Consider the following 20,537-nt stretch of genomic DNA (forward strand, 5'->3'; position numbering starts at 1 on the left):
AACATGCAGCCATTCAGTTTTGCCACCACCGCCCAGCTGCTCTGTGAACCGGGCGCCGCTGGCCGCCTGGCCCAGCTGTGCCAGCAACGCGGCGTGCGCCGTGTGCTGATCGTCACCGACCCCGGTATCGTCAGCCTGGGGATGCTTGACGATGTACTGCCTGGCTTCACCCAGGCGAACCTGAGCGCGGCGATTTTCAGTGATGTCAGCGCCGACCCCAGCCATGCCTGCGTGCTGGCCGCCGTCGGCCGGGCCCGGCATATCGGTGCCGAGCTGATTGTCGGTTTCGGCGGCGGCAGCTCCATGGACGTCGCCAAACTGGTGGCGCTGCTGGCCCACCCAGGGTGCGACCAGACCCTGGAGGCGGTGTATGGCATTGACCAGGCCAAGGGCCAGCGCCTACCCCTGATCCAGGTGCCCACCACCGCCGGCACCGGCTCGGAGGTCACGCCCATTGCCGTGATCACCACCGGCGAGTGCGCCAAGATGGCGGTGATTTCACCGCTGCTGCTGCCTGACCTTGCGCTGCTCGATGCCGAACGCACCCTGGGCCTGCCACCGGCGATCACCGCCGCCACGGGCATCGACGCGATGGTCCATGCCATCGAAGCCAGCACCAGCAAGTTCAAACGCAACCCAATGTCCAGCTTGCTGGCTCGCGAGGCCTTGACACTGCTGGCAGGCAACCTCGACCAGGCGGTGCACAACGGCGGTAATCTGCAGGCCCGTCAGGCCATGCTGCTGGGGGCTTGCCTGGCGGGCCAGGCATTCGCCAATGCGCCGGTCGCTGCGGTGCATGCCTTGGCCTACCCGCTGGGGGCGCGTTTCCACGTACCGCACGGGCTGGCCAATGCCTTGGTGCTGCCGCATGTTATGCGCTTCAACCGTAGCGAGGCATTCGCCGACTACGCGGCGCTGGCGCCGGCGCTGTTGGGCGAGCGGCTGGTGCCTGGCGGCCCCCATGAGTTGTGCAGCCAGTTCATTGCCGAACTGGAACAATTGGCACCACGCTGCGGCTTGCCGAGCCGGTTGCGTGATGTCGGCGTGCCCCGGCACAGCTTGCAACAGCTTGCCGAAGAGGCCCTGCAGCAGCAGCGCCTGCTGGTGAACAACCCGCGCAAGGTCACCCTCGCCGATGCTGTCGAACTCTACCAGGCGGCGTTCTGATCATGGCCAGGGAACGCCCGCTACGCGGCGCCTATCGCCACTTCCAGCCGATCACCACGCGTTGGCACGACAACGACCTGTATGGGCATGTGAACAATGTCGTCTACTACGGGTTTTTTGACAGCGCCGTGAACACCTGGCTGATCGAGCATGCCGGTCTGGATATCCACCGCGACCCGGTCGTGGCCTATGTGGTCGGGTCTGCTTGTGACTACTTCGCCGCGGTCGCCTTTCCGCAACGCATCGAAGTGGGTATCGCGGTCACGGGCACAGGTAACAGCTCGGTGCACTACGCGCTGGCCGTTTTCGTCGAGGGCGAGCCTGAAGCGTGCGCAGCCGGTCGCTTTACCCATGTGTTCGTTGATCGTCGTGAGCAGCGCGCGGTTGCCATACCAGGCAAGGTGCGCAGGGCCTTGGAACTGTTGGCTGTTTGAGGTCATCTGGGGGCGCTCGATTGACGCCACCCCACCCCAGCCAGGCCCCCGAACGCCTCGCCCAACCTCCGCCCAGGCCATAACAATCCGGCATGGCACTGATCCGAAGACGCTATTTGTGAGCCCGCTTTCACTGCCCCGATAATCCACATTACCGATTCCGCCAGCCTGGGCGGCCGGTACCTCATCTGTGGTACCCCACCTTTCACTCTCGAATAAAACAACAAGAGGTTAAGAGTGAGCGTATACATCCATTTCTGCCGGCGCCAAGCGCCGCTGGCGGCTCTATGCTGCCTGCTCGCCACCCCGGCGGCTGCCCTGCAATTCCACGCCGGCCCGCTCGAAGGCCGCTTCGATACGGCGCTTTCGTTCGGCACTGCCGTCAGTACAGCCAACCCCGACAAGCAACTGTTGCAGGCCGCCAACAGTAATGACGGCCGGCGGAACTACCGCTCGGGTGATGTGTTCTCGGCCATTTTCAAAGCAACCCATGACCTGGAACTGCAGCGGGACAACGTCGGGGTGTTTCTGCGCGGCATCTACTGGTATGACACGGTGCAGCGCGACCACAGCCAGCGTGCTGTCGACATCGACGACCACAACCGCCAGGCATCGGCCAAAACCGCCGCAGCGGAACTGCTCGATGCGTTTGCCTATGCCCTCTACGACATCGACGGTGAGCCCGGCTCAGTGCGCCTTGGCAATCAGGTGGTGAACTGGGGCGAAAGCCTGTTCATTCAGGGTGGCCTGAACGTGATCAGCCCGTTCAATCAGGCCGCACTGCGCCGGCCAGGCTCGGAAGTCAAAGACGCGCTGGCGCCGGTCAACCTGTTGTATGTCACGCAAAACATCAACCAGGCCCTGTCATTCGACGCCTTCTACCAACTGGACTGGGAGCAGACCCGGTTGGACAACTGTGCGACCTTCTTCTCCGGCAATGACTTCATGCCCGAGGGCTGCCAAGGCCTGGATGTCGGTGGGCAGATGGTCACCAACCCGGGGGTTTCCCAAGCGCTGGCGTCCATGGGCGTGACGCTTGCCGATGAGGGCGTGCGCGTGCCGCGCGGGGCCGACCAGGATGCGCGCAATGGAGGCCAATGGGGTTTTGCCTTGCACTGGTATGTCCAGTCGCTGGATACCGAGTTTGGCCTGTTCGCGGCCAACTACCACAGCCGCTCTCCCTACCTGGGTACCGTCAGCAGCCGCTACTTCGCCAATACCGGTTTTGCCAGGGACTTGTGCGGCAACATTGGCGTGCCCCTGTCCGGCTGCGGTGCCTTCCTGGCTTCGAGCGCGGGGCAGACCTTGGCCGGCGCCCTGCGCATGGGAACCTCGCAGTACCTGGCGCAGTACCCTGAGGATATCCGGCTCTACGGCATCACCTTCGCCACCACCCTGCACAACGGTACCGCTGTGCAGGGGGAGTTGAGTCACCGCCCCAACCAGCCGGTGCAGCTCAACGGCAACGATGTACTGCAGTCGCTGCTCAACGCCCCGGGCCGCAGCCCGCTCAACGCCGAAGGCCTGCGCCCTTCGACCGACGATACGTTGTTCGACGGTTATCGACGCAAAGAGGTGACCCAGGCCCAAGTGTCGGCAGTGCAAGCGTTCAGCCAGGTCATGGGGGCCAACCAGCTGCTGTTGATGGGGGAGGTGGGCGCAACCTATGTGGGTGGGCTCGAGGGGCGTTTCGGGCCGCGCTATGGCCGTTCCGGGGCCTACGGCAACGGAGAGCTGGCCGACAACAGCCTTTGCCAGGCGATTTCGAAAAGCCCTGGCGACTGCAACGGCGAAGGGTTCGTCACGCCGTTTTCCTGGGGCTACCGCCTGCGCGCGACCTGGAGCTATCAGAACCTGGTCCCGGGCGTGGACATCCGTCCCAACCTGGCCTGGTCCCACGATGTGAAAGGCTATTCGCCTGCCGACGGCTCGGGCTTCAATGAAGGCTCGCGCTCGATCAGCCTGGGCGTCGACGTGGCGCTGGCCAGCAAGTACTGGGCAAGCCTTGCCTACACCGATTATCTCGATGGCGATTACGGCACCCGCGGCGACCGCGACTATGTGGCATTCAGCGTGGGCGCCAACTTCTAGACCAACCCAGGAGCAAGACAATGTCCAAACGCAGCATGCACGCTTCACCCGCCAACCTGCCGGCCATCGCTCTGATGCTGGCCAGTACACTTGCCCCGGGCATGGCCAGCAGCGCACCGGCAGAGCAGGGCGTGATGCAAGGGTTTCCACCCGCACCGCAGTTGCGCGTGAACCAGGCCAACGCGTTCCAGCCACCTTACCTGCGCTGGTCCATGCGCCACGCCCGCGAGGTTTCGCCGACCCGGGGCATCGGCCGCGCTTCCACACCGTTAGCCTTGCCAGCAGGCACTGAGCTGCCACTGGACCAGGTGGCGTTCAATGCCGGCGAGCAGCCCCTGACGTTGGCGAGCTACCTGCAACAGACCAGCACCGACGGGCTTATCGTGCTGCACCGTGGCCAGGTGGTGTACGAGCGTTATCTGGAGGGCTTCCAACCCGGCCAGCCGCATATCTGGGCCTCGATGACCAAGTCGGTGACTGGCCTGATCGCCGCCCAACTGATCGCCGAAGGCACGCTGGACCCGCAACGTACACTGGCGCATTACGTGCCGGAACTCAGCGGCACGCCGTTTGGCGAGGCGACGGTGCAAGCCAACCTCGACATGCAGGTGGCTGTGGAGTACCCGCCGCAAGTGCCGCCGGACCTTGGGCTGTTTGCCGCTACCGGGTTGATACCTCGGGCCGAGGGCATGCCGGGGGATATCTACAGTTTCCTCCAGCACGCACGAAAGGCGTCCGGCTCAGGCGCCAAACCGTTGTTCTTCTACCAGAACGGTTCACCCGAAGCGTTGGCCTGGGCGCTGCGGCGCATCACCGGGCTGAACTGGGCCCAACTGGTTGAACAACGTATCTGGTCACGCTTTGCCCAGGACGATGCCTATGTTCAAGTCGACCCGCTCGGTACCGAGATGGCCAGCGGCGGTATCAGCTGCAACCTGCGCGACAGCGCGCGCTTCGCCGAACGGGTGCGCCGTGAGCTGGCCCGTGACGTCAAGGATGACAGCTTCAACCAAGCGGTGCGCAGCACTTTCCAGCCCGCCGACCCGGCGTTGTTTGCCCAAGGCAACCTTGCCCCCGGCCGCCCGGGCTACGCTTATCGCAACTACTGGTTCCAGAAAAATGATGGCGACGGCTCAGTCGAGGCCAGCGGGCGCTTCGGCCAGAAAATCTATATCAACCCGCGCCGCGAAGTGGTGATCGTCAAGCTCTCGGCCACTGCCGACCAGGCCCGGCGCGCCACCCGTGCCGACGGTGAGGCGAAAGTCACTGCGCGCGTGGTGGACTCGCCGGCGACGTTCAACGGCATGGTCACTGCGGTGTTGGCGGCGCTGCCGGGTTGAGCGGTGTGGGGCGCCTGGCAAATCGTTATCATGCCTGCCATGTTGATGTGCTGTTCAACGCCCTTTACCAGCTTCACTGCGCCGGAGATGCAACATGAACATTGATTGGATCAACTTCACACCCTGGAGTGCTTTGGGGGGAGGGGCCTTGATCGGGCTGGCCGCCAGCCTGTTCATTCTGGCCAATGGTCGCATCGCCGGCATCAGCGGCCTGCTTGCAGGTGTGATGCAATGGGGCAGTGAGGGCTGGGGCGAGAAGGCGCTGTTTCTTCTCGGCCTGCTGATCGCGCCATTGGTGTGGGGGCTGTTCGCCGTGCTGCCGGAAATCGAGATCGACACCTCGTGGCCGGCGTTGGTGATTGCCGGGCTGCTGGTTGGCCTTGGGACACGGTACGGCTCAGGCTGTACCAGTGGCCACGGTGTGTGTGGAGTCTCGCGCTTGTCACCCCGTTCAATCGTGGCCACGGTGTGCTTCATGGCCAGCGGTTTTGCGACCGTGTACGTCATCCGCCATGCGCTGGGGGCCTGAGAATGAGCAAGTTGACAGCTTTTTTCGCCGGCTTGATCTTTGGTCTTGGCCTGTTGTTGGCAGGCATGGCGAACCCCGCCAAGGTGTTGGCTTTTCTCGATGTGGCCGGGGCCTGGGATCCGTCACTCGCACTGGTGATGGCAGGGGCCATCGCGGTGGCGGCTGCTCCGCTGAACTGGGCACGCAAACACAAGCGGTCGTTGCTTGGCGCCCCCATGCAGATACCTGTGAAAAGGGAGCTGGACGCCCGCCTGATCGGTGGCAGCCTGGTGTTCGGCATAGGCTGGGGCATTGCCGGCATCTGCCCGGGGCCTGCGGTCGCCATCTCGCTTACCGGGCACTGGCAGGTACTGGTATTCGTAGTGGCAATGCTGGCGGGGATGTATGCGTTCACTGTGCTGCAGAGGCGTACGTCTTGATGAGGTCTGCGTTCTAATTTTTACGTCGCTATCGGCGTTCGCCCCAGCGCCTCACGCAGCCAGGTACCCGCTTTGCCCAAACGCAAGCCTGACGACCAGACAAGGTCGACGCCTACCGTCCAATCGGTGTACGGGTAAGCTTCCAGCTGCAGTTCCACAAACTCCCCATTGGGACCCAACGCTTGTATCAGTTGCCTGGGCACTGTGGCCCATCCCATGCCTGCGCGCAGCATGCCCATCAAGGTCAAATAGCTTTCTACACGCCAATGGTTGGGTGAATTCAGGTATTCACTGGTGGGCAAGCGGTCCTGGAAGGGGAGGTAGATCAACTGTCGGTAGTTGCTCAATTGATTGAAGCTGACGGTGGGCATTGCGACCAGAGGGTGTTGGCGGCCGACGACGTTGCTGAACGTGATGCTGCCAAGGCGTATGAATTGCAGATTTCGCGGGTAATGAGTGCGGGTACACATCATGGCAAGCAATAGTTTTTTGTCTTCGATCATTGTCAGTACATCCTGCCCGCAAGGATGCAACACAGTAAGGTCGACATGGGGGAAGCGGCGGGAGAATTCCTCTAGAACAGGTGCAAGGGACTGATAGGGAATCGCCTCGTCGATGCTGATCACCAGCTCAGTCTCCAACGCCTGCGCCAGGCTGCTCGCGCGACTTTCCATGTTGCAGCACTGGCCCAGAATGGCCTCGGCGTCACGCAACAAGGCCCGGCCTTCATTGGTGAGTTGTGGATAGCGCTGACTGCGATCAAACAGGGTAATTCCCAGATCGATTTCCAGGTTGCCAACGGAAATGCTCACAGCGGATTGCGACTTGCCCAATTTGCGTGCTGCGGCCGAAAAAGAGCGCTCACTGACTACCGCAGAAAAAGCGGCCAGTTGTTCAAGAGACAACCTCATCGCTGCTCCATAAAAAAATTAAATGGGACCCATTTTTACAACGGGTACGGGCTGGCGCATGGTGGTGCTGCGCTACCCATAACCACAATAACTATTTATTTCATCACTGCCTCGACAATACGTTTCAGGAGAGGACAAATGACCCCTAGCGTGCACCCGGTAGATCAGCGCTTACCGCTGATACAAACTGCAGTACTTGGCTTTCAGCATGTGCTGGTGATGTATTCGGCCTGCATTATTGTGCCGCTGATCCTCGGCGCTGCACTGAAACTTCCCAAGGACCAGTTGACCCTGATCATAAATGCCGATCTTTTTGCGGCGGGCCTGGCGACGCTCTTGCAGTGCGCGGGCAACCGTTTTTTCGGCATTCAACTGCCCATCATGATGGGCGTGACCTTCGCTTCGGTCACGCCGATGATTGCCATCGCCGTGACCCCCGGCCTCGGCCTGCCGGGCGTGTATGGTGCGATTATCGCGTCGGGTCTGTTTGGTTTTCTGTTCGCCCCGGTGATGGGGCGGCTGCTGCGCTATTTTCCGCCGGTGGTGACGGGGACTGTGTTGCTGGTGATCGGCATCAGCCTGATGCGCGTTGGCATCGACTGGTCAGCCGGCGGACAACCAACGCTGGCTGATGGCGGGCCCAATCCGGATTACGGAAACCCGGTCTACCTGGCTATCTCGCTGGCTCAGTTACTGTTGATTCTAGGGCTCAACCGATTCGCTAAAGGCTTTATTGCCAATATTGCAGTGTTGCTGGGTGTATTGGTCGGTTTTGTGATTGCCTTCATTCGCGGGGATATCGTCCTTGATGGCATCGCTCAAACGCCTTGGTTCTCCACCATCACGCCCTTTGCGTTTGGCCTGCCGACGTTCGACGCCGTTGCCGTGATCTCAATGTGCATGGTGATGTTGGTGACCATGGTCGAGTCGACGGGGATGTTCCTGGCATTGGGAAGCATGGTCGACCGGCCGACCAGCCGCCAGCGCCTGGTGCGCGGACTTCGTGCCGATGGCATGGGCGCCATTGTCGGCGGCGTATTCAATGCGTTTCCCTACACGTCGTTTTCGCAGAACATCGGCCTGGTCACCATGACCGGGGTCAAGAGTCGCTATGTGTGCATAGCCGGTGCGCTGATCCTCATCGCCCTCGGGCTCTTTCCAAAACTGGCGTATGTGGTGGCGTCGACACCGCAATATGTGCTCGGCGCCGCCGGCATGGTGATGTTCGGCATGGTTACGCTCATGGGGGTGCGCATCCTGTCTACGGTTGACTTCGAGCAGTCGCGCTACAACTTGCTGATTGCCGCCACCAGCGTTGGCATTGGCATGATCCCGATGGTTTCCCCGCTGTATTTCCACCACCTTCCCCAATGGAGTCGGGTGTTCACCGAAAGCGGGATCATTCTCAGTGTGCTCACTGCACTGATCCTCAACCTGGTGTTCAACGGACCTACCAAAACAGATGAAGCGCAGGCCAGTGCGGCGCGTAACGCGGTACTTGGCGAAAGCTGAATACCGGCCCTCCAGAAACATTCATAAAAGGTCGAACATGATGATCAGTGAACTCCTGAGGGCTGACGTGGTGCTTACCATGGACGCCTTTAACACCGTCATTGAGGATGGCGCCGTATTGATTTGCGACGGCGTGATTGCCGACGTCGGCCCTGCAACTGAGTTGCTCACGCGGTATCCCGAAGCCAAGGTCCGGCGCCTGACCGATCGGCTGCTGATGCCCGGGCTGGTCAACACCCACTGCCATTCCGGCATCCTTCGCGGTACGGCGGAAGGTTTGCCGGTATGGGACTGGCTGCAGCAGTATATTGACCCCATGCACCGCGTTCTGCTGCCCAGCGAAGCACGCCTGGCTTCCATGCTCTGCTATAGCGAAGCGCTGTTGTCCGGCACCACGACTATTGTGGACATGTGGCGGTACATGCACGGTAGCGCCGAAGCGGCCAATGAGCTCGGCATCCGGGCGGTGCTCGTGCCATACGTAGCAGAGCACCCGGACCATGACTACTTCGAGACGTTGGAGAGTAATGAAACCTTGATCGAGCGCTGGCATGGTGCAGCCAATGGCCGCATCAATGTCTGGGTCGGCCTGGAGCACCTGTTCTATGCAGTGCCCAAGGCCTGGCAACGAATTGCTGATATCTGCAAAGCCAATGACGTCGGATTCCACACCCACAGCAACGAAAGCCGCTTCGATGTTGAAGAAACCCTTCGCCGCCATGGCATCAGGCCCGTCCAGGCTTTGGAAAAGTTTGGCCTGCTCAATGCCAGGAAGGTGTTGCTCGCTCACTGTGTCTGGGTGGACGATGCCGAAATTGCTTTGATGGCCGAGCGCAAAGTCGGAGTGGCACACAACCCGGTCAGCAATATGAAACTGGCCTCGGGTGCCGCACCGGTGGAAAAAATGCTGGCGGCCGGCGTCGCGGTCGGTTTGGGGACCGATGGCGAGAAAGAAAACAACAACCTGGACATGTTCGAGGAAATGAAAGTGTCATCGCTGTTGGCCAAGTTCGTCAGCCTCAATGCTGCTGCCCTCGACGCATGGTCGGTTTGTCGCATGGCGACCATTGACGGCGCCCGCGCGCTGGGTATGGACAAGCAGATAGGCTCCCTGGAAAAAGGCAAGGCAGCGGACATCATCGCGGTGCGCATTGATACGCCAAGAATGACACCGGTGATCACCCAAGGACCGCTGGCCAACCTTCATCACAACCTCGTCCATGCGGTCCAGGGTGGGGATGTCGACATGACCATGGTGGCCGGGCGGGTACTGGTCGAAAACGGGCACTTGAAAAATGCCGAGCTGGATGTGTTGATCACAGAGGTCAACGTCATCGCGCCTGCATTGTTTGCCCGACGTAAAGCCTGGCTCGAGCAAACTGGCGTATCGGTCAATGAGCTCCAGCGCGTAGCGGCTTCATAAGGTCGGCTCCAGGCAGACGGCCGACATACAGGGCACGGCCAGGGCCCCATCCTGACGCGAGCGGTGCGGTGGTATCCCTGGGCGTGGTCGAGTCGGATCTGGCGGCTTTCGGTATCGAGCTGGAGCACCAGTGCCTTGCGGCTTTCGCTCAGGCTACCGATTGCACGTAAACCACCCGGTCCCGCCCATTCTGCTTGGCGCTGTAGAGCCCGGTGTCGGCGCGTTCCAGCGCCTGGTCGAGGTGTTCGTCATCGTTGAGCAGCGTGCAGCCGATGCTCACGCTGGCCCGTAGCGGGCCGGTGGAAAGTTGTACCGGCTCGCTGCCGATCATCTGCCGAACCCGCTCGGCAATCCCCTTGAGCTCTTCGCTGTCGTTGACCCTGACCAGAGCGACGAATTCCTCACCGCCCTGGCGCACCACGAGATCGTCCGGGCGCAGGGCTGCGCGCAGGCGGCGGGCGCATTCGCAAAGCACCTGATCGCCGCTGGCATGGCCATACCTGTCGTTGATGCTTTTGAAATGGTCAAGGTCCGCATAGATCGCCCCCAGGCGCAGGCTGCTCTGTGCTGCCCGGCGCCGCTCGTGGTCCTGAAACGCTGTCAGACCGTTGCGGTTCCACAACTGCGTCAACGGATCAAGCATGGCCTTGCGCTGCTCTCGGTCCATTTCCAGGCGCAAGTCACGGTTACTCTGGATCAGGCCACGCAGCTGCAGGTAACCCTCTGCAAGCGTGGCCAGGTCCTTGAAGTTCGCTTGCTGCGTTTCGTTCAGCGTGCGCGGGCGGGGGTCGAGCATGCACAATGTCCCTATGGCCTTGCCATTCCCCGCGCGCAGGGGGTGCCCGGCGTAAAAGCGGATATAGGGTGCGCTGAGTACCAGCGGGTTGTCGACGAAACGCGGGTCATGCGTGGCATCGGGCACCAACAATGTGCCCTCCCCAAGGATGGCGTAGCCACAGAAAGAAACGTTGCGCGGCGTCTCGCTGGCCTCCAGCCCGATACGTGCCTTGAACCACTGGCGCTCCTGGTCGATCAGGCTGATCAGCACCGTGTCCACGTGTGCCAGTTGCTGGGTAAGCCGTACCAGGGTGTCGAGGTAATGCTCGGCCGGCGTATCGAGCAGGTGCATCTCATCCAGCGTGCGCTGGCGAGCTGCTTCGTCGGTGGGGAGGGGGCAAGCTGGCATGGGACTTCCTTTTTCTGGGGCGGGCGGCGCCTGTCAAAGGCCGCAGCACTCTCTGCGAGGTCAGGATCGGCTGGCGATTGTCTACCAAAACCGGCTGTTCTGGTATAGGAGCCAAACCGCTCCATTTCCAGGCCAAGTGCTGAAATCTGGCGGCCACGCCCCAAGCCAGCGTTTCGCTCTACCGACAAATCATCATTGCCGCTTGAACCTTACTTGAGACGCCCAGTCTGAGCCGAGCCCCTTCAAGTGGCTTTGCTGCCGTCATCCTTCTTGAGCCGTTCGCCCATGCGCCACGCTGTCCGCTACTCCGCCATTTTTTCGTTTTGCCTCGTCCCCTTGCTCTCCTTGTTCGTCAGCCCCGCCCATGCCAGCGGGGAGCGGCAACTGGTAAGGGCCATCAACGACTACCGTGCCCAGCCACAGCGCTGCGAGAGGCGCCAGGTTCAGGTATCGACGCCGCTGGCGTTAAAGTCGAATCTGGCGTTGCCGGTCGGTTACCGCGGTGGTTTGCGGGAAGGGTTGAAGGCTGTCGGCTACCAGGCGGTGAAGGTGCGGGCCATCCGTCTGGTCGGCGCCCGAGATGCCGAGGAGGCCTTTGACATGCTACGCAGCGACTACTGCGCTGCCTTGCTCGATAGCCAATTTGCCGATATTGGTATCAGTCGCGACCGGAACGTGTGGCGGGTAGTGTTGGCGCGCCCCTTGCTCGATGCCCAGCTCGGCAATGGTCAATCCGTTGGCAAAGCGTTGCTGGCACAGGTAAACGCAGCACGGTCGAAGCCGCGCCTGTGTGGCCGCCAGCGCTTCGCCGCTGCACGTCCGTTGGCCTGGAATACCGCCTTGGGCGCGGCTGCGCAGCGACATAGTCGGGCGATGGCCAACGCCAACTTCTTCGCGCACCGCGACCCCAACGGCGATCTACCGGCAGACCGGGCGCGCGATGCCGGGTACCGTGGACGACAGATCGGCGAGAATATTGCTGCCGGGCAGGGGGCTGCAAGCAAGGCGATGGCAGGCTGGCTCGCCAGTCCCGGGCATTGTGCCAATCTGATGAACCCGATGTTTACCCAGGTAGGTGCTGCTTTTGCCGCGAACTCGCGTAGCGATGAGGGTGTGTACTGGACGATGCTGTTCGGCGCACCTTGAAAGTGGGCGCGCCTTTGGGGGCAAATTCACCTGCGGTAGGTGCTGGGGCCAGGATGATGGCTTAGCTCGCCATCACTTCGTCGATCGCCTGCTCAAGGGTGCTGACCGTGCGCTCGATATTGTGCAGTTTTTCGAGCCCGAACAGACCGATGCGGAAGGTCTGGAAATCGGCGGGCTCGTCGCATTGCAACGGTACCCCGGCGGCGATCTGCAGGCCGTGATCGGCAAATTTCTTACCGGTCTTGATACCCGCATCGTCGGTGTAGCTCACCACTACGCCAGGGGCCTGAAAACCGGCAGCAGCCACGCTTTTGATGCCTTTACGGGTCAACATGGTGCGCACCCGATCGCCCAGGGCCTGTTGTTCGCCGCGGACCTTATCGAAACCGTAGGCCTGCATCTCGTTCATCACGTCGTTGAATCGCGCGAGCGAGTCGCTAGGCATGGTCGCATGGTAGGCATGCCCGCCCTGTTCGTAGGCCTGCATGATCTGAAGCCACTTTTTCAGGTCGCAGGCAAAGCTGCTGCTACGCGTCTGCTCCACGCGCTCCAGGGCCAACGCGCTGAACATCACCAAGGCACAGCAAGGGGAGGCGCTCCAGCCTTTCTGCGGTGCGCTGATCAGCAAGTCCACTGCACATTTCTGCATATCAACCCAAAGCGTGCCGGAGGCGATGCAGTCCAGCACGAACAAGCCACCCACTTCATGCACGGCGTCGCCGACGGCCCGGACGTATTCGTCGGGCAGGATAATCCCTGATGAGGTTTCAACGTGGGGGGCGAAGACCATCTGCGGCTTCTGCGCCTTGATGGCTGCCAGGACTTCGTCAAGAGGTGGTGGGGCGTAAGCCGCTTGGCGACCCGTGTCTATCGGTCGGGCTTTCAGCACCGTGGTGGCCGCCGGAATGTTGCCCATCTCAAGGATCTGGCTCCAGCGATAGCTGAACCAGCCGTTGCGTATCACCAAGCATTGCTGGCCGGTGGCAAACTGCCGTGCCACCGCTTCCATGCCGAATGTGCCGCTCCCTGGTACCACCGCAACAGCCTGGGCGTTGTAGACCTGTTTCAGGGTCCTGGAAATGTTTTTCATCACGCCTTGAAATGCCTGTGACATGTGATTGAGCGAGCGGTCGGTGTAGACCACCGAGTACTCGACCAGCCCCTCAGGATCAATACTGGGATAAAGCGTTGACATAGGTGACTCCTTTGGCATGGATGTCAGTGGTATCGACTCTGCCCCAAGCTTTGGCAGATGACAGGACGGGGCGGTACTGATGTGGCGTCAGTTAAACGGCAGTTACCACCATAGCTTGGGAAAGGCACATCGCGATGCGCTACGCTGTCATTCTTCAGGATTGAGGTCCCAGCATGGAATGTCACGTTCGTCCCGCCACGAGCAGAGATGCAGCAGCGATTAGCCGCGTAGTTCTAGCCGCCCTGCGTGAGTCAAATTCACAGGACTACCCGCCTGATGTGATCGCTAAGGATTAGCCCAGACTATCTATGCTCATCGCCTCGATCTGGGGCTGCAACTGCAACGCTTGCGCTCTTGGCGTGATGAAAGCTGGCAGCGTTGCCGCCGGCTGCTCTTGGTAGAGCGGTAGGCATTTACGGATGACGTTGGCATTGATGCCGTGGCTGATGGCGAGACTGGAGTTCGCCGTACGCCTACCCGGTTACAGATGTCTGTTACGGCCCGACAGCAGTCGGTCGCGACTGACCGCTGTCGACCCAAAGCCGCCATTCGTGAAGAGCAGCGCCAATAGCTGCCTATGGAAACGGCTGAAAGCGTGGTGATCCACATTTTCTGGCTCTAGGCAGTGCCAGCAAGCGACTATCAATCCTTGCAGACTCGACTACACCGTAGACATGAGCCAGCGTGGATTGAGAGCGCTTATTCAACAGATACCATACACCGCTAGCAGATTACGGAGTCAAGGCCTCGCGGTAGGTCTTTTATTGCTTAAGGCAGCTTGCATAGTGCTGTATCGCCATTCGATAACCATCGGTGCCGAACCCCGCGAGCACGCCCTTGGCAACGCGTGACACGTAGGAAAAGTGCCTAAAATCTTCACGCCTGTGGACATTTGAGATGTGAACCTCAATCACCGGTACCTCGGCTGCGATCAACGCATCGTGGATGGCGGCCGATGTATGAGTCCATGCTCCTGGATTGATCACAATCCCCGCTATCCTTGTGCGGGCCTGGTGAATCCATTCAATCATTTGCCCTTCGTGATTGGTTTGCTGAAACTCAATTACAAGCCCATGTCTTTCGCCGTACTGACGACACGCCTGCTCAACGTCCGCCAATGTCTCCCGCCCATACACCTCGGGCTCTCTCAGTCCCAACATGTTCAGGTTAGGGCCGTTCAAAACTAGAATGGTGTTCATCATTTGATCCTCGTGAGTCGCTTCAATTCTTTGCGGGACTCATGGCTGCCAGCCGTGCCTTATGATATTCACCGGCTTCTGTGGATTGGGCATCGCGGTTACCGAGGTCGGCTGTAGGAATTCGAGAGGTCTCAGGTGCGCACCAGGCCGCAATGGCAGCTATCAACGTGCACACACAAGCGATCCCACCGACAATCAACGGTATGTTTTCAGTACCAGGGCCAGCGATCAGGGCAAACAGAGCAGGTAACATTGCGGTGATGAACAGTCCGCTGTTTTGCGAAATTGCCATCCCGGACACTCGGTAGCGCGTTTCAAATTGCTCTGGGAAGAAGGATGGGAACACCGCGTTGTAGCCTTGGTAGATCATTCCCCACATCAGCAGTGATGCGCCGAAAGCGAGCGGGAGGTTGTGAATGCTGATTGCGTATAGATAGGCAAAGGACATCAGCCCGCAACCAAAGGCGCTTGCGATAATCAGAGGGCGGCGCCCAACCTTGTCAGAGAGATTGCCCACGAAAGGGATGCACAGCACGGCCACGATATTGCCAACGACCGGGATCCACAGGTACACGCTTTTATCGAAGCCGATGCCATAGGCAGGTTGCACCGCATAGGCCGCTCCGAACACGGTCGTAATGACTGGAATAACATTCATCAACGAAACCCCAACTACAACCAGCATGCCTCTCCAGCTGTGTTTGAAGGCTCCGATAATCGGCGATTCAGACTTCTCATCCCTGGTTGTTTGCTCTACGAATACTGGCGGTTCCTCAACTTCCCGGCGAATGATGAAGCCAGCGATCAGCACCACAGCGCTCAAAAGAAAGGGAATGCGCCAGCCCCAGCTATTGAAGGCTTCATCGGACATGAAATAGGCGAGAGGCAAAAAAATGGCTGCTGCGAGTACCTGACCTGCCTGTACCCCTTGAAGTGTGTAGCTGCCGAAGTATCCTCTTCGCCCTTGGGGTGCATGCTCCAGAATCATTGAGCTGGCTCCCGAGATTTCTCCCGCTACAGCAAACCCCTGCACTAGTCGCAGTACTACAAGCAGGATAGGTGCCCATATACCAATCTGATGGTAGGTCGGCAGCAGGCCTACCGCCATGGTGGCGAATCCCATCAGGAACATGCACAGCAGCAGTACGTTCTTGCGGCCACGGGTATCACCCCAGTGACCCAAGAAGAATGCGCCGATAGGGCGAGCAATGTACCCAACCCCGTAAGTCGCCATAGCCGCCACGATGGCAATTTTTGGATCGGTTGAGGGGAAGAAGAGTTGTGGAAAGATCAGTGCTGCCGCTTGGGCATAGATGAAAAAGTCGTAATACTCCAACGCGGAGCCAATCCAACCACTCGCTGTGGCTTTCTTCGCTTGCTTGGAGCGGTGCTGCTCTGTCGCTGTTGCTGTGTTCATCTGACTACTCCAGATATTGTTTTTATAGATCTGGCAGGGCAGCAAAAACCGCCCCGGTACACGTAAAACAGGGCATGACTGGAATCCATGCCGGGCTTAAATACGGTCGATTTCTACGATCGAGCCGCTTTTTGCGGCCTGTGAGATAGCCTCAGTGATGATCAGATTCCGCAGTCCGTCGCGCACGGAGACCAGAGGCGTTTCCGTGCCTCGTATGACGTTGCAGAAGTGCTCAAGCTGGATCTCAAGGGGGTCTTTGCGGTCTACAGCGCATTGGCCCGTTTGGAAGGGCTTCCACCATGATCTGTCTTCGGCCTTCATGTAGTATTTGAGACGCATTGTGGGCACTGACAGTGAGCCGTTCTTCCCACTGATGACGTAGCAATCCTCATCCTCGTAGGACGGATAGCTCGCGTTTTCTTGTGATGTTTGTTCCCAGCTGCGGGCACATCCGGTGCTGTCGGAAAGCAAGAAGGAACCGAGTGCTCCATTTTCAAAGCGCAGGCCGATACACACGGTATCTTCGACAGGAAATCCACGTGCGACACTGGACTGCATTGCTTGAACAGCAACAATTTCACCGCACAGCGAACGCAGGTTGCCGATCTCATGGATCATATTGATCAGGATAGGGCCACCGCCTTCCTGGCGTCGCCAGATGGCAGCGTCGAAATAGTCATCTGGTTTGTAAAACAGAGCGCTGCCTTGTACAGCAACGATGTCTCCAAGAATGTCGTCTCGGATGATCTCTCGCGCCTTGGCAAGAGTTGGGCTATGCGCCCGATGATGTCCTACGAGCAGCTTGGCGTCAGCTGCATCGGCGACAGCGAGTAACCGCTTGCCCTCCTCAACGCTGTGCGCCACCGGTTTCTCGATCAGCGCGGCAACACCAGCCTCAATGCACTGCAATGTCTGTGCGACATGTAGGGCGTTTGGAGTGGCGAGAATCACGCCATCAGGCTTGTCCTCGGCGAAACAAGCCAGAAGGTTTTCATACTGCGAGGCGCCCAGCGAGTCTAGGTAGGAGCCATCAAGTTCGAACGGATCGATAACGGCTGCCAGTTCGCAAGAAGAACTCGCTTGGATGAGTTCGATATGGCGTCGACCGATGAGGCCGGCACCCGTTACCGCAATTCTGATTTTGGACATGCTTTGATCTTCGCGAGCGTTATTGTTTTGAATCTCGACGTCTTGAGGTCGTGATTCGATCTGCTAGGATCAAGGTTACTATCAACCTTTAAGGCTATAATTGAGCCATATGGAAAATCAGAATTCTCCCATAGTGAATAATGATCCCTTCCTTAGGGATCTGCTTCTGTTCTCCGTAATTGCGAAACGCGGGAGTTTTAGCGCTGCCGGGACAGAGCTTGGAATTTCCCCCGCACATGTCAGCAAGCGTGTTTTGGCGTTGGAGGAAACGCTTAGCTGCAAGCTCTTTAACCGGACAACCAGGCGGGTTTCGATCACCAAAGATGGCGAGACGATGCTCGTTTGGGCGCAAACGATCATGGACAACGTCAATGGAATGCTTGAGACATCACTGGGAGACCGGGTCGAGCCCAGAGGCACGTTGCGTATCAGCACAAGCCAGCGAATGGGACGATTTCACATCGCTCCAGTTCTGGCCTTGCTTCGTAAACGCTATCCAAAATTAGAGGTCTGGCTTGAGCTGGTTGACCGTCGAACTGATCTCATTGGCGAGCAGTTCGACATCGACATCCGAGTTGGAGAAGTTAACGAGCAAAATCTGATTATTCACAAAATCGCGGAAAGCCAGAGGATACTCTGTGCGGCTCCGAGCTACCTGGAAGAGCGCGGTAATCCAAGCTCTCTGAGCGAGCTTCAACGCCACGATTGTCTGTTGTTTCGTGGGAGGGATCAAAGCTTTGGTGTATGGCGGCTTGAGGGGCCAAACGGTCTTGAGTCGGTGAAAGTCACAGGGCCAATGGCGTCCAACCACAGTGATGTCGTTCGAGAGTGGGCACATGATGGTTTCGGCATCATCATGGCATCAACCTGGGATGTGGCCCCGAGCATCAGGAATGGGACGCTCATTCGCATCCTGCCTGAACACTTCCAGCCGGCGGAGGTGTCCGCAGTCACTACGATTCGGGCTTCTGGGTCGATGAAGATCAGGGTATGCCTGGAGTTTCTGAGTGCACACCTGAGTTCTGGCCCTTACGCGCTACGAAATGGTTAAATCCCAGAGGGTTTTGCTACGACAGGCAGCTATTGGCCGATTCCTGCCCTTCGCGAGAGACCGCTTAGGGTCGGTAGCGGTCAGTCGCGGCCGGCTGCTGTCGACCCAAAGCAGCCCGTCGAACCAAGCAGCGCCCCAAGCTTTCTGTGATTAAAAATCGGTGATGTGCGTGCCCACGATGCTCTGGGCAAATCCACTGCCAAAGGCTTGAGCGGGAGTTACAAAGCCTGCGTGACGCTCACCGCTCAGTACCCGTCGCGTAGCCTCCACTGCGGACAATGGCGTGTACGTGTATCCAATAGACTCACTTAAATGACCGACCGCTCCAGAAACACACGTATCGTGCGTTTTGGGCCCGACCTAGTTCTGCCAGCACGCCGGGTAACGTTTGCATACGTCAAAGCGCTGGTCCAGATCGGCCATGCGTGCTTGATGTGCGCTGAATGCTTCTTTCTGAAGTTCCCGCTGGGTCCGGTAGTAATACTCCAGCATAGTGTTATTGGTGGTCATCGCCTTGCTGCGGTCTGCGGTCTCACTGTCCGGAAGCAGTTCCTTGATCGCCGGGGTGTCGAGCAGGCCCAGTTTATTGCTGTAGTAATCCTTGTACAGCTGCAGCGAGCGCGCCTGGGTACTCGCCATGTCGTTGGCTGATTGCTCCAGATTAAGGCGGTATTCGGTCCAGTAGGCATCCGGCAGGGTGAAGCCCAGGCGCTGCTTGCGCTCCTCAATTCCCTTATCGAACAACGCTGTCTGCGCAGTGGTGTCGGCAGGAGCGTACTTCATCTTGGCTATGACGCTGGCGTCCACGATCTGGCTGATCAAGGCCGTACGCTCTGCTGACTGCGGTTGTGCCTGGGTGGGTTTGGGGAAAATCGGGTTGCTGCCGGAGCAGGCGGGCAGGCCTTTGTTGATTAGCACGATGGGCGAACGCACCGCCTTCCCGTCGATCTCGCGCAGCCGGTTAAGCGTGACCAGGCAATTGTTACCCACGTAGCGGAAGTTCGCTTCGTATTCGCCACCGCTCTGAGGCGTGAAGTTGAACGCGACGGTGCAGACACTGGCGGAGCCCAAGGTATTGGCACGAACAAACAACTCGCGGCCCGGTTGTAGCCGCACCTCCAGATAAGCTTTGGCGTCGTTTGGCGCGGGGACACTCATGGCTGCGCGACGCCGGGTGTTGGCGGTGAACAGGTTGTTGAGCAGCCCTGTGGTCTGTCCGCCACAATGGGCAGCGTCGAACACATCCATCGTCGAATTTTGATTGCTGCTGATGAAGCGCAGCTTTGCCGCGTCGGGCTCGGTGGCGTCTGGATAGGAACCGTTGATACTGCACCCGCTGATGGAAAGGGCGGCGATGCTGACGGCGCCAAACACGCGCCATTGGTAGAAATCGAACATGTTGATGTATCGTCCTTGATTCACAGGAAAGCGAAAGGCCGACATCCTAGTGAAGGCGGTAGCTGCCGTCTAGCGCGCCTATTCCAACAGCGTTTTCTTTTTTTCACTGAGGTAATGGAATGCTTTGCTCGCACCACATCGTTGCAATCGGCCTGATAGGACTATTGGCCGGTTGCTCGCAAATACCCACTGAGATGGCATTGGATTCAACCACTTATAACGCGCAAAATGCCGGCCTTGTGGTCGGCGCGCTGATAGGAGGTGGCCCTTATGGCACCTACCTGGAATTCCAGGACATCAATAGTCACAAGACCTATGGCTGGGGGCCCAAGGACGATTACTCGGTGTGGTTGCCCGCCGGGGAATATGAAGTCACTCGCCTGGGGCACCGCCGCGGGGTCATGGGCCCGTATTCCAGCCCGCTGCGGTTCACCGTCAATCAAGGGAAGCTCAACTACCTTGGGGAGATGGTGTACGACTGCTCATCCGTCGCTCAGCCGGTCGCGATCTACGGCGTGATGAACTGCGGATTTCTCGCACTGGACGAATGCACGGTCCCTCACGCCACCGTGAACGTGTGCGTCGTGGACCGGCAGGGCCAAGCGATCAAGCATTTCTTGCAGCAGCACCCCGAGCAATCCCGGTTACCCGTGCAAAACGCAGTCATGTCGCTACGATAGCTGGCACGCCTTTGACCATGAGAGGCCTCTGGCGTGATCGCTGCCGGGCCGCCCGAACCATCACGACGTTCTCGACGCGGCGCAGGGCCTGCTAGCCGAGCACAGCAGGGGAAGCCTTGAAAGCCTTCACGACCTGCTGGTGCCTCCGGACAAGAGCCTTGAACCGGCCATTGCCCTGCTCGGGTATAAGCCGGTGCTAAAGGGAAACCGATGAGTGGATGCGCTGAAGCACACCGCGTTGGGTTACCCACCCCGTAACATTCGAGCGGCATGTCTGCTTTGGGTCCAGG

Annotated in this window: 18 protein-coding genes and 1 pseudogene; 12 read left to right on the plus strand and 7 right to left on the minus strand. The window is 59.4% G+C overall.

The features are described 5' to 3' along the window. Positions 1–3 precede the first annotated feature (3 nt). The 6 genes from NGJ21_RS25175 to NGJ21_RS25200 all read left to right on the plus strand — a co-directional run bounded on the left by NGJ21_RS25175 (position 4) and on the right by NGJ21_RS25200 (position 5,980). On the plus strand, positions 4–1,167 hold the full coding sequence (locus NGJ21_RS25175; protein WP_237858767.1) for an iron-containing alcohol dehydrogenase: 1,164 nt from the start codon (positions 4–6) through the stop codon (positions 1,165–1,167). 2 nt (positions 1,168–1,169) lie between these two features. After that, complete coding sequence (locus NGJ21_RS25180; RefSeq protein WP_115274428.1) at positions 1,170–1,601, plus strand: acyl-CoA thioesterase; 432 nt, start codon at positions 1,170–1,172, stop codon at positions 1,599–1,601. A gap of 237 nt (positions 1,602–1,838) precedes the next feature. Next, entirely contained in the window at positions 1,839–3,692 is a 1,854-nt protein-coding gene (locus NGJ21_RS25185) for a DUF1302 domain-containing protein (protein WP_502943673.1), read from the plus strand. A gap of 20 nt (positions 3,693–3,712) precedes the next feature. Further along, complete coding sequence (locus NGJ21_RS25190; RefSeq protein ID WP_046785773.1) at positions 3,713–5,032, plus strand: serine hydrolase domain-containing protein; 1,320 nt, start codon at positions 3,713–3,715, stop codon at positions 5,030–5,032. A 94-nt stretch (positions 5,033–5,126) separates the two neighbouring features. Further along, entirely contained in the window at positions 5,127–5,561 is a 435-nt protein-coding gene (locus NGJ21_RS25195) for a YeeE/YedE family protein (protein ID WP_046785774.1), read from the plus strand. Between the two features lie 2 nt (positions 5,562–5,563). Next, positions 5,564–5,980: a DUF6691 family protein gene (locus tag NGJ21_RS25200; protein ID WP_251962844.1), complete on the plus strand. Its 417-nt coding sequence runs from the start codon at positions 5,564–5,566 to the stop codon at positions 5,978–5,980. A 20-nt stretch (positions 5,981–6,000) separates the two neighbouring features. Here NGJ21_RS25200 and NGJ21_RS25205 read toward each other — a convergent pair whose 3' ends face one another. After that, entirely contained in the window at positions 6,001–6,891 is an 891-nt protein-coding gene (locus NGJ21_RS25205) for a LysR family transcriptional regulator (protein WP_012314987.1), read from the minus strand. Positions 6,892–7,029: 138 nt separating this feature from the next. On the opposite strand from NGJ21_RS25205, the gene NGJ21_RS25210 reads away from it, so the two are divergent. Next, positions 7,030–8,403 (plus strand): nucleobase:cation symporter-2 family protein, encoded by a 1,374-nt coding sequence (locus NGJ21_RS25210; protein ID WP_012314986.1) that lies wholly within the window; start codon positions 7,030–7,032, stop codon positions 8,401–8,403. Positions 8,404–8,440: 37 nt separating this feature from the next. Then, positions 8,441–9,826, plus strand: coding sequence for an amidohydrolase family protein (locus NGJ21_RS25215; RefSeq protein WP_251962845.1), 1,386 nt, complete (start codon positions 8,441–8,443; stop codon positions 9,824–9,826). Positions 9,827–9,974: 148 nt separating this feature from the next. On the opposite strand, the gene NGJ21_RS25220 is transcribed toward NGJ21_RS25215, so the two are convergent. Then, positions 9,975–11,012, minus strand: coding sequence for a GGDEF domain-containing protein (locus tag NGJ21_RS25220; protein ID WP_251962846.1), 1,038 nt, complete (start codon positions 11,010–11,012; stop codon positions 9,975–9,977). A gap of 285 nt (positions 11,013–11,297) precedes the next feature. Here NGJ21_RS25220 and NGJ21_RS25225 point away from each other — a divergent pair, with 285 nt between their 5' ends. Further along, positions 11,298–12,158 carry a CAP domain-containing protein gene (locus NGJ21_RS25225; RefSeq protein WP_251962847.1) on the plus strand — a complete coding sequence of 287 codons (861 nt, stop codon included), beginning with the start codon at positions 11,298–11,300 and terminating at the stop codon, positions 12,156–12,158. Positions 12,159–12,219: 61 nt separating this feature from the next. Here NGJ21_RS25225 and NGJ21_RS25230 read toward each other — a convergent pair whose 3' ends face one another. After that, positions 12,220–13,353 (minus strand): aminotransferase class V-fold PLP-dependent enzyme, encoded by a 1,134-nt coding sequence (locus tag NGJ21_RS25230; protein ID WP_251962848.1) that lies wholly within the window; start codon positions 13,351–13,353, stop codon positions 12,220–12,222. Positions 13,354–13,526: 173 nt separating this feature from the next. On the opposite strand from NGJ21_RS25230, the pseudogene NGJ21_RS25235 reads away from it, so the two are divergent. Continuing rightward, a pseudogene (locus tag NGJ21_RS25235) lies at positions 13,527–13,643 on the plus strand (GNAT family N-acetyltransferase); the annotation flags it as partial. Between the two features lie 471 nt (positions 13,644–14,114). Here the strand turns inward: NGJ21_RS25235 and aroQ are convergent. From aroQ to NGJ21_RS25250, 3 genes are all read right to left on the minus strand, one after another. Further along, positions 14,115–14,555 (minus strand): type II 3-dehydroquinate dehydratase, encoded by a 441-nt coding sequence (gene aroQ / locus NGJ21_RS25240; protein WP_115274437.1) that lies wholly within the window; start codon positions 14,553–14,555, stop codon positions 14,115–14,117. Positions 14,556–14,574: 19 nt separating this feature from the next. Continuing rightward, complete coding sequence (locus NGJ21_RS25245) at positions 14,575–15,969, minus strand: MFS transporter (protein WP_251962849.1); 1,395 nt, start codon at positions 15,967–15,969, stop codon at positions 14,575–14,577. Positions 15,970–16,065: 96 nt separating this feature from the next. Beyond that, a complete protein-coding gene (locus NGJ21_RS25250) occupies positions 16,066–17,118 on the minus strand; it encodes a Gfo/Idh/MocA family protein (protein ID WP_251962850.1) in 1,053 nt (350 codons plus the stop codon). Positions 17,119–17,227: 109 nt separating this feature from the next. On the opposite strand from NGJ21_RS25250, the gene NGJ21_RS25255 reads away from it, so the two are divergent. After that, positions 17,228–18,169, plus strand: a complete 942-nt coding sequence (locus NGJ21_RS25255; protein ID WP_251962851.1) for a LysR family transcriptional regulator — start codon at positions 17,228–17,230, stop codon at positions 18,167–18,169. A 360-nt stretch (positions 18,170–18,529) separates the two neighbouring features. On the opposite strand, the gene NGJ21_RS25260 is transcribed toward NGJ21_RS25255, so the two are convergent. After that, positions 18,530–19,567, minus strand: a complete 1,038-nt coding sequence (locus tag NGJ21_RS25260; RefSeq protein ID WP_251962852.1) for a hypothetical protein — start codon at positions 19,565–19,567, stop codon at positions 18,530–18,532. Between the two features lie 194 nt (positions 19,568–19,761). On the opposite strand from NGJ21_RS25260, the gene NGJ21_RS25265 reads away from it, so the two are divergent. After that, entirely contained in the window at positions 19,762–20,247 is a 486-nt protein-coding gene (locus NGJ21_RS25265) for a hypothetical protein (protein ID WP_251962860.1), read from the plus strand. The last annotated feature ends 290 nt before the right edge of the window (positions 20,248–20,537 follow it).

It is taken from the genome of Pseudomonas sp. Marseille-Q5299, assembly GCF_943737035.1.
Taxonomy (GTDB): Bacteria; Pseudomonadota; Gammaproteobacteria; order Pseudomonadales; family Pseudomonadaceae; genus Aquipseudomonas; species Aquipseudomonas putida_E.